17 protein-coding genes and 1 pseudogene are annotated in these 15346 nt (G+C 63.1%); 5 read left to right on the top strand and 13 right to left on the bottom strand.

Annotated elements, in window-relative coordinates; all coding sequences use genetic code 11:
• Positions 1-25 precede the first annotated feature (25 nt).
• Together RVX_RS12755 and RVX_RS12760 are read right to left on the bottom strand one after the other, a co-directional pair.
• Entirely contained in the window at positions 26-811 is a 786-nt protein-coding gene (locus RVX_RS12755) for a hypothetical protein (RefSeq protein WP_230404620.1), read from the bottom strand.
• A gap of 273 nt (positions 812-1084) precedes the next feature.
• A pseudogene (locus RVX_RS12760) lies at positions 1085-1534 on the bottom strand (ATP-binding protein); the annotation flags it as partial.
• Between the two features lie 328 nt (positions 1535-1862).
• On the opposite strand from RVX_RS12760, the gene RVX_RS12765 reads away from it, so the two are divergent.
• From RVX_RS12765 to RVX_RS12785, 5 genes are all read left to right on the top strand, one after another.
• Positions 1863-2711, top strand: a complete 849-nt coding sequence (locus tag RVX_RS12765) for a DNA/RNA non-specific endonuclease (protein WP_230404624.1) — start codon at positions 1863-1865, stop codon at positions 2709-2711.
• An 83-nt stretch (positions 2712-2794) separates the two neighbouring features.
• On the top strand, positions 2795-3094 hold the full coding sequence (locus tag RVX_RS12770; protein WP_216362349.1) for a hypothetical protein: 300 nt from the start codon (positions 2795-2797) through the stop codon (positions 3092-3094).
• A gap of 135 nt (positions 3095-3229) precedes the next feature.
• Positions 3230-3895, top strand: coding sequence for a hypothetical protein (locus RVX_RS12775; protein WP_116306236.1), 666 nt, complete (start codon positions 3230-3232; stop codon positions 3893-3895).
• A 3-nt stretch (positions 3896-3898) separates the two neighbouring features.
• Positions 3899-4621: a hypothetical protein gene (locus RVX_RS12780; protein ID WP_116306238.1), complete on the top strand. Its 723-nt coding sequence runs from the start codon at positions 3899-3901 to the stop codon at positions 4619-4621.
• 106 nt (positions 4622-4727) lie between these two features.
• The gene (locus tag RVX_RS12785; RefSeq protein WP_147307524.1) at positions 4728-5549 is read left to right on the top strand and encodes a hypothetical protein; all 822 of its coding nucleotides are present in this window, start codon (positions 4728-4730) and stop codon (positions 5547-5549) included.
• A 74-nt stretch (positions 5550-5623) separates the two neighbouring features.
• On the opposite strand, the gene RVX_RS12790 is transcribed toward RVX_RS12785, so the two are convergent.
• From RVX_RS12790 to RVX_RS12840, 11 genes are read right to left on the bottom strand one after another with little or no spacing between them, the layout of a single operon-like run.
• Positions 5624-6124, bottom strand: a complete 501-nt coding sequence (locus RVX_RS12790; protein ID WP_116306240.1) for a phage tail protein — start codon at positions 6122-6124, stop codon at positions 5624-5626.
• A gap of 3 nt (positions 6125-6127) precedes the next feature.
• On the bottom strand, positions 6128-6451 hold the full coding sequence (locus RVX_RS12795; protein ID WP_007526846.1) for a hypothetical protein: 324 nt from the start codon (positions 6449-6451) through the stop codon (positions 6128-6130).
• Positions 6452-6453: 2 nt separating this feature from the next.
• Positions 6454-7047: a hypothetical protein gene (locus RVX_RS12800; protein WP_083818184.1), complete on the bottom strand. Its 594-nt coding sequence runs from the start codon at positions 7045-7047 to the stop codon at positions 6454-6456.
• Entirely contained in the window at positions 7047-9857 is a 2811-nt protein-coding gene (gpJ, locus tag RVX_RS12805; RefSeq protein ID WP_230404625.1) for a TipJ family phage tail tip protein, read from the bottom strand. Before gpJ ends, RVX_RS12800 begins: the two co-directional genes overlap by 1 nt.
• Positions 9845-10291, bottom strand: a complete 447-nt coding sequence (locus RVX_RS12810) for a hypothetical protein (protein WP_230404626.1) — start codon at positions 10289-10291, stop codon at positions 9845-9847. The genes gpJ and RVX_RS12810 overlap by 13 nt, the downstream gene beginning before the upstream one ends.
• Complete coding sequence (locus RVX_RS12815) at positions 10284-11189, bottom strand: hypothetical protein (protein WP_230404627.1); 906 nt, start codon at positions 11187-11189, stop codon at positions 10284-10286. Before RVX_RS12815 ends, RVX_RS12810 begins: the two co-directional genes overlap by 8 nt.
• Before the next feature lie 2 nt (positions 11190-11191).
• The gene (locus tag RVX_RS12820) at positions 11192-11545 is read right to left on the bottom strand and encodes a hypothetical protein (protein ID WP_116306244.1); all 354 of its coding nucleotides are present in this window, start codon (positions 11543-11545) and stop codon (positions 11192-11194) included.
• A gap of 2 nt (positions 11546-11547) precedes the next feature.
• A complete protein-coding gene (locus tag RVX_RS12825) occupies positions 11548-14376 on the bottom strand; it encodes a tape measure protein (RefSeq protein WP_116306246.1) in 2829 nt (942 codons plus the stop codon).
• Between the two features lie 2 nt (positions 14377-14378).
• Entirely contained in the window at positions 14379-14519 is a 141-nt protein-coding gene (locus RVX_RS12830; protein ID WP_172596575.1) for a hypothetical protein, read from the bottom strand.
• Positions 14520-14566: 47 nt separating this feature from the next.
• Entirely contained in the window at positions 14567-14914 is a 348-nt protein-coding gene (locus RVX_RS12835; RefSeq protein WP_007526826.1) for a hypothetical protein, read from the bottom strand.
• A gap of 10 nt (positions 14915-14924) precedes the next feature.
• A complete protein-coding gene (locus tag RVX_RS12840; protein ID WP_230404629.1) occupies positions 14925-15311 on the bottom strand; it encodes a phage tail tube protein in 387 nt (128 codons plus the stop codon).
• Positions 15312-15346 lie beyond the last annotated feature (35 nt).

Consider the following 15346-nt stretch of genomic DNA (forward strand, 5'->3'; position numbering starts at 1 on the left):
CACTCCCGTACGCCACGGCGCATGTTCAGCGAGTACCGCCGGGCCGCACCGCCCCCTCGTCCCGCAGCAATTCCAGCAGCCCCCGCACCACAAGTTCCGCGCCACCGGGCGAGCCGTCGGCCGGGCCTGCGGCCGGGTTCGCAGCCGTGTCCGGGGCCGCGCGGCGTTCGCCGCCGACTCCCAGCGCCCGGGCCATGTTCGCGCAGGTGAGCCCGCCGGGGTTGCAGGCCATGACGGCAAGCAACGCCTCGCGCAGCAGGTCCAGCCCTGCCCGAGCCTTGCGCTGCGCGCCTTCCGGCACGGCGATGCCCCTGGCCCCGCCGTTTGGCGAAACGATGCAGGCCACGCCCCCGTTCCCCGCACCATCCGGGGCCGCCGCCCCGGACCGTGAAACATCGGCGTCCACCAGGCCGGACAGCAGCGCGGCCAACCGCTCCGCCTGCGGGGCGGTCAGCCCTTCGGCCAGCACCACCGGCCGCGCGCCGGGCAACGGCAGGATGTGCGCGTCGCCATGCGGGGGGGCCTCACCCGCGAACACGGAAAGCCCGTTGCCTTCGCCCGCCCTGCCGTCCGGCATCGCACCCGGCAGGGTGCCGGATGTGCCGGATGCGACTGATGCGACTGATGCGACTGATGTGCCGGGTGCGCCGGTCACGCCGGACATGGTTCCGAGGGTCTCGTCCGCCCCGTCCGCTCCATCCGCTCCGGCCTCATGCGCGCATTCGCAAAGTTCGGGGCGCACCCGCACCAGCCGCAGCCGTTCGCCGCGACTGCCCAGCGCGGCATGCACGCAATACCGTTTCTTGTCCATGTATCCCCCCAGGATACGGACCGGCTCCGCGTTGATTGTGTCTCGCCATGCCGCGCGGGGCGCGGCGTCTTGCGCCTACAGCCGTTCGCGGTCCAGCGCGCGGCAGTTGATGGCCTCCGCCAGATGGCTCACCCGGATGGGACCGGCGACGCCCATGAATGGGACTTCGGGGACGTCGCCGCCCCCGGAGGGCTCCGGCCGCGCTTCCGCCACGTCCGCAGCCGCGCCAGTCGCCCCTCCGTATTCCGCGTCCTGCCCGTCGGCCAACACCCGCTCCGCCCATTCAAGGTCCGCGATGGTCCGCGCGATGCGCAGGATGCGCGTGTACGCCCGCGCCGACAGGGCCAGGGCGTGCACCGCTCCTTCCAGAAAGGCGTGCTCGTCCGGGCCGAGGGCGCAGTGCTCTTCCAGCAGTTTTCCGGTCAGGTCCGCGTTGGTGCGGCAGTTGGTCCCCGCGTAACGGGCCGACTGCACGGCGCGGGCCGCCCCGATGCGGGCGCGCATTTCGGCCGACGTGCTCCCGGTCAGGCCGCCGCGCAAGTCCTCGTAGGGCACGGCGGGCACCTCCACGTGCAGGTCGATGCGGTCCAGCAGCGGGCCGGAAAGCCGCGCCCGATAGCGCTGCACCGCCGGGCCAAGGCAGGTGCAGGTGTGCCTGTCGTCGGTGCGATACCCGCAGGGATACGGCTTCCGTTCTTGCAGACAACCCGCACGGTAGCGCACGGGTTGGATTCGAGGTCTCGCCGCCGTTCCCCTTGGTGCCACTGCCCACTCTTGAGGAACTGGGCCTGCCGCAGAAGCGCTACTACTCGATCACCGAACTGGCTGCGGCCATCCGCGAGCACCCGGCGACACTAAGACGCAAAACACTTATCGGGCAATACCCTGACGCAGGGTGCCGGGATGAACGGGGGCGTCGGCAGTTCACGACCGAAGAGGTGTTGGAGATTGCCCTCCTCCGCAGACTCTCCGCCTGCGGCATCCTATAGCCCTTCCTCTAGCCCGAAGAGCGTGCTAATCGCGAGGAACACTTCCACCCCGGAGGCGCGCCATGTCCCCTCGCCACTCCCGCAATGCCTGGCTTTGGGCCACGCTCTTGCTGCTCCTCATCCCTTCGCAGGCACCCGCCAACGACTTCGCCTCCCAGATGACCGCTACCGAGCGGCGCCACACCATCTTCGGTGTCCCCAGCGGCACGGGACCGCACACCCGCATCCTCATTCGGGACATCTACATGATGGCCTCGAATGGCGACACGAAGATGGCGGACTGGGTTGCCTATCAGCTTGATGCGGCCACGGTCACAGGCGAAGCCAAGACCTCGCGCAAGTGGAAGGCGGACCCGTGGCTGCCTGCCGAAGAGACCCTGGAGCCCCCTGACTATGACGGAGCCAACGAGGCCCTCCAAGTAGACCGAGGGCATCAAGCTCCACTCGCCAACTTCCGGGGCACGCCCAACTGGGCGGACACCAACTACCTCAGCAACATCACCCCGCAGAAGGCGCTTCTGAACCAGCAGGCATGGCGGCTGCTCGAAGAAGACGAACGCGAGTATGTCGCGAAGCATGGCGGCCCGATCTTTGTCATGACCGGCCCCCTGTACGAGCGGGAGATGCCGAAGCTGCCGAAGGCTGATGAAGAGCACACCGTGCCCAGCGGCTATTGGCGCATCATCGCTGTGCCCACTCCGGAGGGCAGCCCCACCCCTATCAGGGTTGCCACGTTCATCTTTGACCAAGACACGCCCGGCAGGAAACCCGCTGAGAGCGATGCGGCGAGCGTGGACGAGGTGGAACGCCGGTCCAAACTCGACTTCTTCTGGGCGCTCCCCGATGACATCGAGGCCCAGATCGAGGGAGGGATGGACCGCCAACTCATAGGCGAATTGTTGGGAAAATAACGTCCCCCCGCCTGGAAGTAGGATATCCCCCACTGCCGATTGTAAAGATTCACTGATACGGGATTTGCAAAAGGAGGTGGGGAATGCGTAAGTTTCTAGCCTTATTTCTAATTCTCTCGCTCACCGCTCTCGCCGGAGCAGCGTTTGCGCGCGATGTCCACGTCAACGGCTACACCCGCCGAGACGGCACATACGTGCAGCCGCACCAACGTTCCGCCCCCGATGGCAACTTCAACAACAACTGGTCCACCAAGGGCAACGTCAATCCCTACACCGGCCAGCCGGGCACAAAGACACAGCCCTCCTACAACTCCAACCCCTATGGCGGTTCGGGCGGGTACAGTCCCTACGGCACGCAACAGCAAAAGAAGAACGGCTGGTAATCCCCCCTCGACGCCCACGACGCATCGACACGAACTGAAAAGGCTCCAGTGGGAGCCTTTTTCTGTTGTCAGCGCCTGCTGACTAGCTTAACAATTCCTCCCACCTTTACTCATTTTGACATACGGGAGGGTAGAATGTTTCAAAAAATTCTCTGTGCTGCGGCTCTTGCAACGATCCTGCTGACCACCGGTTGCGCCAAGGTCCAGGTCAACCCGGACCTCAATTCCAGCCTCGGGTATGATGCCTTCGCGAGCATGAAGGTAATCAAGAATCGAGACATTTCTCTCGGGCTGAACATCTCTTCAAAGCTCCTGGAAGCCAAGGCGTCCCAGAAGATCAAGATGGGCGAGTTTGACTTCGCCATCGGCAAGGCCCTTGCCGTAAAGCTGGTGAAGGCCATGGCCTACCAGTTCCGCGAAGTGCACATCCTGAATGATGGAGCAGGCAAAGAAGGCGTTCAGACCATCATGCGGGTCGAGCTCCAGGACATGGACTCCAAGATGGACGTGAAGGCCGGGTTCACCACGGTCAGTGCCGAAAGTTACACGCGCCTCGTCTTGCGCGCGGAACTGGTCGATGCCACCGACGGGAAAGTCATGTGGGTGGGCACCAGCCAGGTCAACCAGACAGGCGGCGTGACGGAAGCACAGATTCTCACCTACCAGGAGGCCGGGCGCGGCTTTGCCGCTGGCTTTGACGCTGCCATCGACAAGGCTATCGGCGATCTCTTGAGCCAAATGAACCGCTCGCAAAATCTCCGCGACTACTTCAAGGCGCTTGAAGCGACCTCGAAGGAGTAGCAGATGCGCGTTCTCATTTCGCTGCTGATAACCGGCCTTCTCCTGTCAGGTTGTGCGGCCCCCCTCAAGGTCGAAAGCGTATCCTTCCGATCCCCTGAAACCATAGCCAACCATCAAGAGATTGATGGTTTGGTCGTAGCGGTTGTTCCAATCGATACCGTTGAAAAGTCGAAGGAAATCTTCCGCACCGACATGAAGACCGCGAACATCCTGCCCGTTCACGTCATCGTACGCCACACCGGTACCAAGGAGTTCGAGATCAACCACCAGCAAATGTTCGGCATGCAGCCGGACGGCTCGTACGATGTGGCGCTCACTATCGGGACCGCCGCCGAAAAGGTCCGCTCGTCCTCAATCGGCACTACGGCAGTCCAAGGGGCAGCAGCCGGGGCTATCGCGGGAGCAGTCATCGGGGCCGGGATCGGTGCTGGTATCGGGGCCGCTGGGGGTGACGCCGGGGCGGGAGCGCAAGCCGGGGCCATCATAGGCGGCACCACGGGTACCGCCGCAGGCACCGCGCACGGCCTGTCCGACTCCTTTACCCTCGAATTCAAGAAGCAGTTGGCCATGCATGCCTTCGAGGACAAGGTGATTTACCCGACCGACATGGCCCAGGGATTCGTCTACCTGCCTTGGAAGCCCTACCAGAAGTTCAGGATGGTGGTCTTCGACATCAAGGACGGAACGCGGAAGGAGCTAGTTTTTCCGATCAGCATTTCGCGTTGACCCTCAAACCCCCACGGACTGGACGACTAGGCCAACCGCACAAAAACACGAGACTCCCGGCTCACACTGGGAGTTTCTCATTCACCACGCAACGAACGGAGCGACTATGTCCACTCCCAACACCACCGCCTCTCACCCCGAACACGTTACAAATGCCAGTGAAGTCTCTGCACTATTTGCGACCATAACCCTGTATTTAACATTCGCTTTTTTTCTAATAAAACACATTATCATAGTTACAACAAATTCAGGAATATCAAACTACGAGACAATAATAACAAAAATATCACTACAGCAGATACTAGGCGTAAACATAACATATGTAATAATAATATGGTCTTTTGTAATATCAATAACAGCATCACTTTCATCAAAAATAAATACAAGAATAAATACAAACAACGCAAATCATGATGCCGACAAACAAAAAACTAACTCAAAAATCAAACGCATCATTAATAATTCACCAGAATTGCTAGCTATACTATTTATCGCATCATTCATATGCTTCATAACAATGAGCATCGCCGCATCGCTTCCAGACGACTACAAAGTACTATTTGGGTCAATAATACTATCTGCATCACCACTAGTCATATCATACTACATAAAACTAACAACACTTGCGAAAACTATTTTTCTATCACTTTCTGTCACAATTGTAATCACGTTCTCAACAATATACGTCATAAAAAAATCAGACACAAAAGACATAGCGATATTAATACATACAAACATAAACGGATGTGAACTAATATCAAACACGCATGATAAAATATTTTACAGCCAAAATGGAATACACGTGACATCAAAAAACGGTTCTACACGAACATTTTTTATCCCAACAAGCAGAATTGTATACATTGAAGAGATACTCGACACCGATGCACCTCAAGCTATATGCGATCCTAATGTTAAGAATAGCTAAAGGTGCCTTCTGATCCATTTCCAAATCAACAAGGCCCTCGGACGCCGAGGGCCTTGTTAGTTTCACACGTCACCTTACACCGGGAATCCAATCTCTACTCCCCCCACCGCTTCGACATGCCCCGCCGCTGCCACAGTCGCCGCAAGGTCGCGCTGCTGTTCGGCCAACCGCTGCCGGGCATAATCAAGCCCTTCCGGATCGCTGGCGGCCAACAACGCAGCCTCCACCGCCACCACGGCGGACGCAGGGTTCGACAACGCCACAAGGCCCGCCAAGGCCGCATCATGGGCCCTGGCGATCTCCGCCAGCTTCGCAGCTTTGGTCTCTTCAAGTGCCGGTTCCGGCGAGGGGGCATCCTCGGCTTGCCTCGCTGTCTCCCACGCATCGATCACAGACTGCCAAGCCGAGATGCCCTCCAGCTTCTCATTGGGAGTGCCGTCGTTGAACTCCAGATGGCCCGCCTGCCCGTCCCACTGCACGGCATGCAGGTTGTCAGGCAACCCGGACAGGTCCACGGCCAGGGCGCGCCCGTCCACGATCACCACGTTGTCGTCCCGAATGATGGTCAGTCGCATGAATTAGCCCTCCACCTGCTGCTGATGTCCTGCAATCCCCCGCTCCCGGGTGCTCATGCTGGCAAGGCGCACGATCTCGCCGATCCCGGCCATGGTCGCCCCGCTGGCTTTCACCATCTCGTTGCGGAACGACTCCACGGCCGCCGCACCCTGGCGCACTTCCTGAGCGTTCTCGATGAGCAGAATGGGCAGCCAAGAGACCGCGCAGCCCCACTCGTCGATTTCCTGTTCAGTCTGTGGATGCTTGCCCCGCAACTGGATGTACCAGCGGCATGTTTCCCGGCAGGCCTTGAACCCGTTCAGCGGGCACTTGTCCTGTTTCTTCATGGCTAGTCCTTTTGGGCGATGATGAAGTCCACGAACTTCACACGCATGTCCAGGCCATGCGAGTGCGCCCCTCCGCCGCCTGAATTTGCGGTGCTTTTACTGCTTGTCCCCCGGCCAAATCGCCAAAATAGATTGTTTGTATCTGACCCACTTTCTCCACCCTCCACAGTATATGTCACGCCATGCGCATGAGATGGAATCTGACTTAGGGTCAGAGTATGTGCGTCAGTAGACGTTCTGCCGAACGCAACGGAGAAATCAACATTCCCCCCGCTGCCGACAGCCCCGCTGACCACTCGCAACGCCTTATCGTTGTGGCTCGTGTCCTTGGTCCACCCCGTTGGCGCACTGGTCTGTTGAAACAGCATGCGCGTACCGGATGGAAACGACGAACCTCCCCCGGCGGCTTTCCATGTAATGGGGTCCGTGCCCACCAGCATCCACAGGCTATTGTCGTCCAACTGTCGAGCCAACTTTCCGATACCGCTGGCATCGACGCCCACGCCCGTCTCGCGCGCCGCCTGGCTGGCGAACTCCCACGCATAGGGCACGTGCATGTTGTCAGGGCCTTTCAACCCTCCGTGCATCGTCGTCATCAGAACACCCCCATGACCTGCTGCGGCTCACCATTCACCAACGCGTAGAGCGGCACCTCCACGCCGTTTTCGATCACCGTCACTGGCCGGATAGCCCCGGAGGGCGTGTTGAGTTGGTAGTCCACGTCAACGGCCAGACCATCCGCCACACTGCCGGTGTGGGTGACCGCGAAGCGGTACATGTGCCCGACCTCGATATTGCGAGCGAGGAACGAAGGGTATGGAGTCTTGCCGAGGTATGCCCACTCGTCGGCATCGGCCCCCAGCCTGCGCACGAACACCCGCCACTCTAGAGCAGTACCTCGCCATGCCAGAGAGATGAGCTTCTTGCTCACCAAGTCCTCGTTGGCGTCGATGATCGTGGCCACGAGGCCCACCACGGCGGGCAGGTTGGCCGCGCTGTCGGTCTGCGGCTCCACGCCCTCGCCGACATAAACCGCCTCGTCATACTCCAACGCCTTGAGCGTCACGCGCATATCGCTGGAGCGGCCCAGCGAGCGCACCCGATACCAACGGGTCACGCGCTGCACCTCACCAACGGCGGCGGAACAGCCGGGAGACGGCACGTGCTCCCACGGAGCCGCGAGTATCAGTGTATAGGCCAGCGTCGGTTCGGCCACGGGGGCGAGGGGCCGCACCTCGACCTTCTCCACGCCCTCCTCCGGCCCTGCGGCGTCCACGTGCGCCAAGCGCACCTCATAGGCGGTGCCGGGCTCAAGCTGCACCGGACGGCTCAACCTCACCGTGGTCTCGGTAGCCGACAGAACCACGCCTGATTGCGTGGCCATGAGCCGGTCGGCCGCAACCTGGATCACCGAACCGCGCCGGATGTGTGGCCCCAGAGCACGCCAAAGCAACGTGAGGTCCACGCGGCGACTCAGGTAACGGTTGCACCGATTGATGTACTCTCCCGCCCGCTGCGCCGCCTCATCGCTGTTGCAAGGGTACAGGGTGATCTGCGCCACCGTCGGCGGTCGGTCCACCACCGCGTTGAAGAAGTCGCCGGGGGCGAAAGCCACCTGCTTGCCCCGTTCCGGATCGAACCAGGTGATCTCGCACCCGTCGGCCAAGTCATCCGAGTTCGGGTATTCGAGGCCCAGCGTCCCTTGCAGAATGTCGGCGGAGGTGATCAGAAACGCGGCATCCGGCAAGGCCACGGGGCGGTCGCTGATGCACACGATCTTCGCGCCCACCCGATCCACGAGGAACCGCCCGAACTGCCCCTGATACCCGAGCGCGGTTTCCAGAGTGCACTGGGTGTCCCAGTACATCGAGCCTTTCAGTCCCTTGAGCTCGCACCACTCGGCGGCCTCCGCGAACGACGGAACGTCGATGCTTTCCACGGGCTCGCCCGCGCCCCAGCGGGTGTTGGTGATCAACTCCAGAGCTGCCCACGCCATGTTGCTGATGTCGCGGCTGACGGCCCCGCCCTGTCCGTCCGGCAGCATGGCTGTCATGCGCTTCGCGCTGCACGTGACCTTCGGCGCGCTGCCATTGAGCTTGTCCGTGGGAAGCGCCCTGATCGCCAGCAAGGCGCAGTGCGGCAACCGGAAGTCGTCCGGCACTATCTCGTGTGTGTATTCAAGCCAGGTGTCCGAGATGTACCGGTCACCGGTCGGCGGCGCGGTGGGGTGCCGGTAGCGCACCTCATGCCTCCCCTCAGACACCTCGAACTCGTAGTAGCGCATGATGGCGGCACGCTTGGCCCCGGAAATCGACACCGTGCCCAGGTCCACCCATTCCGTCTCCCCGTAGAGACGGTGCTGAAACTGGACCTTCACCGTCACCGGGTCCAGCCCGCCCTTGTCATTGGCGTACCCGAGGCCGGACGCGCACTGCACGCCGAAGCCCAACTTGCGCACGCCGGTGCCGTCCAGCACCACCTCGTGCCAGTCCGTAGAGAGCTTGACCGTCACCCCTTCGGTCCGCTCGGTGATCGCGTCGTTGAACCACGGGAGAACGTCCTGCCCTTCCATTCCGAGCCGGATGTCGATTTCGAGCCCCTCATAGTTGTCAGCCTTGTTCCCGTCGATCCGGACATCGAAAATCTCATCCACCGGCCCCTCGGAGATGAGGAAAAGACCGTTCCACAACCGCCGGTCACCCGAGGTCGAAAGGTGCTGCGTCAGCTTGGTTGGGGTGAGGTTACGCTTCTCGCCTTGGAGCACGGGCACCGGCCGCCCCGGTTCCATGGGGTTGGCCTGCGCGCTGAACCCGTACGTGGGCGAGTTATCCATCGGATTCTGGCCCAACCCTTGCCCCAGCGACGGCTTGGCCGAGGGGATGAAGGCGTTGACGGCTACGGCCCCCGCTACGGCGATGCCTGCGGCGGCCACCGTCGTCAGGGTGGACACGGAACCAGCAAGCCCGATGGCCGTCTCGGCGCTGAGCATGCCCAAAGCTCCGGAAACCATCATGCCCCCGAGATACGGGGCCGCGATCATCACCGCCATCATCGAAACCACGGCAATGGCGTTCGAGCCCCCACCGCCGCCGTCGCCCGGCACCAAGGCCACGGATAACCCGTCACCCGGCCGCACGATGTAGCGCTCCGCCTCCTCGAAGGACAGGATACGCCCGCTCACGGAAAAGAGTAGGTCCAGCCCCTCCTCGATGAGCATGCCCTCGGGCCACCGCTCATCAAGGATGTCGGCAATGGTCAGCCCCGGTCGCCACTCCACCCACTCGCTCACCACCTGCGTGAGATCGAGGCAATTCAGGTGTAGCACGAGCAGCACGTCGTCCTCCCGCACCTTCATTGCGGGCGGAAAGAACGGCGCGGCGTTGTTGGCAGGGGTCACCCGTTCCATACGTAAAACCCGGCGATGAGCCTGGCATAGGGCGAGGTATCCAGCCGATCCGCATGCACCTGCATGTTGCGCTGGATGTGCGCGAACCGACAGGAATCGAACACCACGCCCACATGGTCCACGAAATCCCGATGGCGGAGGCTGGTGCGCAGGGCCACGACGGCCCCCGGCTCCGGTCCCGCTAACACCTTCCATTCGCCGCTTTGCAACGCCCTCTCGTAGAGGCCATGCCGATCAACGGCAGAGGCAGGCGGAACGATGTTGGGCACCCGACGCCCGAACACAGCGGACAGGGCCATCACGAAGCCCCAGCAGTCGTACAGGGGCACCCGGCGCACCGGGCACATCTCACCCCGGCCGCGCCGCCGGAACTGCCCGGACAGCACATGCCGCAACTGCTCGACCTGCCCCTGGGGCAACACGAGGCTAGCCAAAGAGAGCCCCCTTCCCGATGAACGGGAACCCACCGAACCGCTCGAACCGGCCAGGGTCGAGCGTCTGGTCGATGAACTTGCAGTTGGTGGCGGTATGGCGGCAGGTGGCCACATGGGGGCACTCATCCGACCGCAGCCAACTGCAATAGTCCCGCATGATGCGCCGCCTCGGCACCATGCGGCCCATGGTGTTGAGCGTGCCGAGGGTGAAGTGCACCTTGTCGCCGGGGGCCGGTATCGAAATGCCCAGGTCAACAAGGGCAAGCTCGTGCGTGGGTTCCGGGTCATCAAGCAGGGCCGTGTTGACCACCAGCACCCGGACCTTGCACGACACCCGGCCATGCTGCTTCCGCCAGTCCTCCAACTCCTCGACGTACTTCTGGGGCACCCCACCGGCGTTGAACACCGTGAGGGCCAGCGTGCCCCGACGCGCGCCCTCGCCTTCCGCCCAATCCTCATGCTCGAAATTCATGGCCTGCCAGAGCCGCGTTTCTTCCGGCCCCAGAATGGCGCGAACCTTGCCGCCGAAGTCCGGTCGGGCCACCAGTCGATAGGAGCCTGCGGGCTGCCCTTGGAGGGTGTCCTCGCTGCGTCGATGGAACACCGCCACCTCAAACCACGCCTCGCCGTCGGCGCGCTCCAGAGCCACCGAGCCGCTCCATTCACCATCCCCCACGGAGAAGGTCAGCCCCCCCGCCTCCGGCAGGACAAAGGCCACTTCGTCGCCAGGCTGGGCCAAGTCGCCAACCTGCGCATCGGTCAGGGGCCATACCCACGACTGAGGATCACGCGCGAAACGCATGGTGCGTCCGGTGGGCAGCCCTACTTCCAGAAACAGCAAGTAAGGACTCCCCCCGTGGCGGCGGTTGCGTTCGATGATCTGGGCGAGCGTGGCCATGATCACTCCACGCGCCGAATAGGCTGGATGGTGCATTGCACGGCGAGCCTTCCGGGGGTGTCCCGCGACTCGTTATGCGTGATGGCGTTGGACACGAAACGGGCCTCCCACTGCGCACCAGTGCGCGGACGCATCCACAGGAACGGCGTGGACCGCTGGTTGGCATGGAATGCCACAAGGGTGTCGAAGTCGGCGTAGCTCATGGCCGCCCACTCCAGCCGCATGGGCTGCTGCCGGGGCACCGAGAAACGCGGCCGGGCAGCATCGTCGCCGGTCTCCATGTTCGCCTCGTCCAGCGGGTCGAAAATCCCCCCGGACATGGACGAAGGCGCGACGATGTCAGGCCAGACGTTCATGCTCAAGCTCCGCTGGCCACGGCGTCACGGACGCCCATGGTGTTGTTGGCCCAGCCCTTGAGCCAGATGGTCATCACGGCGGCGGTCTGGTCGAAGCGCATCTCCGTGCGCCGGGCCTGCACGGGCTGCCCGACCTCGTTGATCACCCGGACCTCGAACTTCGTGGGCATGCCGCCCGTCCCTCCGGCCACCTTCACTCCGAGATCACCCCGGCTGGTACGGCCAAGAGGCATGATGGCCTCCTCGCCCGCCTCGCCCATGAGGCCGATGCCATGGGCGAAGGGGAACAGGGTGGGCTTGTTCACGACGGAGTTGCGATAGGCCGAGATGCCGGGGCCGCTGAACACATTCCCCTGCGCCGACGGGGTGAACAGTCCGCCCCAATTGATGCTGCCGAAAGCCTTGGCGAGCGGCCCGGTGATGTTCTGCTCGACCTGGGCCTTGATGATCATGCGCGCGAAAGCCTCGCCCACGGCCTCGATGTTGGCCTGTGCGCCCATGGCCCAATCGGTGATGGCATCTGCCATGCCGTCCAGCGCCTTCTTGGTGGCCTCCTTCCACTGCGACGCGGCGTTGCTGGCAGCCTCGGCGTACTCGATGAACGCCAACTTGGCCCCGTCGCTCCCGGCCTGCGAGATTTCGAGCATCTTCCGGGCTTCCACTTCCGCGAGCAGGGTCTTGTCCTGAACCACCTTCCGGTAGTTCGACATTTCGCGGTCGAGAATGCGGGCCTGCAAATCCTCCCGGTTCTTCAGCAACCCGGCTGCCATCTGGTAGAACTGCTGTTCCACCTGCATGTTGCGCTGGGCGGTGGTTAGGTGGATGCGCTCGACCTCAAGCGCCACCTGTTTTTCCACCTCCTCGCGGGAGCCTACCTTCTCCCAGTCGCGGCGCTTGTTTTCGAGTTCGGCCAGGGCACGTGCGCGGTCGATCTCGGACTTGTCGAGGTTGCCCCCGGCCTGAGCCGCCACCTCGTTGCGCAAGAACGAAAGCTCGGTCTCCCGGTCACGCCCTTGGTCAAGGAACGCCTTTCGGGCGCTGCGATACTCCTGAATCGTGGCAAAGCCCTTGGCGAACGCTTCCTCTGCCGCAGCCTTGAGGCGTTCCATCTCCGGCGTGACCGAGCCGATGTCCTTCTTCCACTTCTCGAAATTCTTGCTGAACCGAAGCTGCGCGGCCTGCGCCTCATCGCCGGTGATGCCTGCCAGCGCCTCGTTGACCTCGCGCAGCGCAGCAGCCGCGCGCCCCGCCGCCGCAGCCTCGTTCTTGCCCACGGAGGCAAGCTGCCGGTCGCGTTCCCTGGCGGCCTCGGTGAGCTTGCCCTCCCAATAGTCCGTGCTTTCCCCCGCATCCCGGAGGCGTTCGATGACACGGGTGATGGCGGTCTCGGTCTCGTTGTAGGAATCGTTGATCTTCTGGATTTTCGCAGCGTCCGTGTCCTTGAGAAAGGCGTTGGCAGCCTGCCGTGCCTTGCCCAGGGCGGCATCGAGCGCTTCGGCGGCGTTCGTCTGGTCGGCAAAGGCCCCGTCGCGCTGCCGGTTCCCGGCGGCGATTCGAGCCAGGTAGGCGTCGATCTGCTCCTGCGCGTAGCCCTCCGTTCGATCCCCGGTCATGGGGTCGTAGCTGACGCGCTTGGTGATGCCCGCTTTCTCCATGGCTGCGATGGTGGCCGCCCGTTGGGCGTGAGCCTCCATCGCGTCGGACGCCCCCTTCAAGGCATCCTTCACGGCGTTGATCCCGGCCACCATGGCGTCGGTCTGGCTGGCGCTGGCCTTGAACCGCTCCCACTCGGTGGAGAGCCCGCTGGTCGCCTTCTGCGCCTCGGAAGCCCCGCCGGTGTATTCGGTCCGCAGCACGCGGGCGAGCTTCGGCAGCAGATCGTCGGCAGTCACCCGGCCCTGCTCCAGCAGCTTGTCGAGCTCGGCGGTGGTCAAGCCCATGGCCTGTGCCGCGAGACGGAACGCGCCGGGCAGCCGTTCACCAAGCTGGCCCCGCAATTCCTCGGCCTGCACCTTGCCCTTCGAGATCATCTGCCCGATGGCGAGGTAGATGCCCTGCATGTCCGCCTGCGACAGGGACAGCGCGGCCCCTGCCTCGGACACGGCCGTGAAGATTGCGTTCATGTCGGCTTCAAGGGCGGTGCCCTTGCCCGACGCGAAGAAGGTCTTGGCCGATTCGGCAGTGGAGCGGAACTCAAGCCCGAGGCGCTGGGTGGTCTCGTAGATGAACTGAAGTTGCTGGCGGGCGGCGGACGTGGAACCGTAGATGGTGCTGTAGGCCCGGTTCAGCCTCTCCACCTCCATGGCCGCCCTGAAGGTGGCCATGGCTGCGGCACCCACCGCCACGCCAGCCGCTGCCACGTGAGGAGTAAACGCCATGGCCGCAGTGCCGGCCATGCGCAACGCCCCACTCGCGTCGCCCAGTTCAAGGCGCAGGCGGGCCATTTGCAGCGAACTCGCACCCGTGCTGCGCTGGATATTGGCGAAAGCACGCTCGGCAGCCTGCGAAGCGGACTGGCGCACCATGGAGGCGGCCAGTTCATCCATGCGCGAGCGGCTAACCCCGGCCTTGCTCGCAAGCTCGTCCAGGTTCTTGCCCAGCCCTGAGAAGGAATTGCCCGAGGCGGTGGCGCTCCGGGAGGCCACGGCAAGGGACGATGTGAGCTTGGTCAGGTTGCCCGACATCGCGCGCGGAGACAGCGCCCCGTTGATGGCGTCCGACATGGCCTGTCCCTGCTCGCGCGCAAGGGCCTTCATACGGTCCAGATCCGTCTTGAGCCCCTCGTACGTCAGGCGAACAGGCACGTAGATGCCGGGTATCTTCCTCGCCACCGTTACTCCCCGAACAGCTTCTCGATCGCTTCGTCGTCGTTGGCGAAGCCGGTTTCCTCCCGACGCCGCCGAATGGCGCAGAACGCCATCCATTCGGTGAACTCGGCACTGCTCATGCGCCGCAGCATCTCACCGACCGTCATCCCCAGTTCAAGCGCGAGGGAGAAGGCGAATGCCCTCTCCCCGCGCGCTAGGAGTTTTTTTCGGCCTCCTCCACGGCCCCGGCGTGCAGACCGTTGAGCCGGATGGCTTCCTGCAACAGCCGGTCGATCACTTCGGGGTTCTTGCGGCCAAGGGTGGTGTCCGCGTCCTCGGGCGCGAACAACGGCGCGCCCTCGTCATCCACCAGGCAGAGCGCGAGGAACTCGGCGTTGCTGATCTCCACGCCGCCGTTCTCGTCGGTCCCGCGCTTGGCGAGGTTGTCGCGGGCGGCAGCGCTGAACCCGCGCAGCGTCACCTGGCCGCCCCACTCCGGCACGTCCACGACTGCCGTGGGCAAGTCCTGCGCTTTCAGGATGTCATCTCTCGTCAGGCCCATGATCTGCTCCTTAGGCGGCGAGGCGCGTCACCTTGCCGGAAACCTTGATGGTCAGGGAGAACCGCTGCACGTTGTTGGTTTCCCAGTTGAGGGGCAGCGACTTCACGTAGCCAGAGAAACCCCACTTGGTTCCGGCCGACGTGACCACCTGCCAGTTCTGCACCTCGCCGCTACCCAGCAGATCGAGCAGAGCCAGATGCTGGGCGTTGGTGTCGTCCCAGATACCCTCGGCGCTGAACGAACCGTAATCGGCCAGACCCGGCGCATACTCCTTGCCGTCCGACTCAAGGTCGGTCACGTCGATGTCGTCTTTGGAAATGCCGTCGATGGAGAGCTTGGTCAGGCCGGGCAGTGTGGTGAACACCTCCGGTTCGGCACCGTCCCCGAGCTTGAGCACGGAGCCCTTCGACAGCGTGTACTTCTTGGCCATGG

It is taken from the genome of Nitratidesulfovibrio sp. HK-II, from assembly GCF_003402415.2.
Lineage (GTDB): Bacteria > Desulfobacterota > Desulfovibrionia > Desulfovibrionales > Desulfovibrionaceae > Cupidesulfovibrio.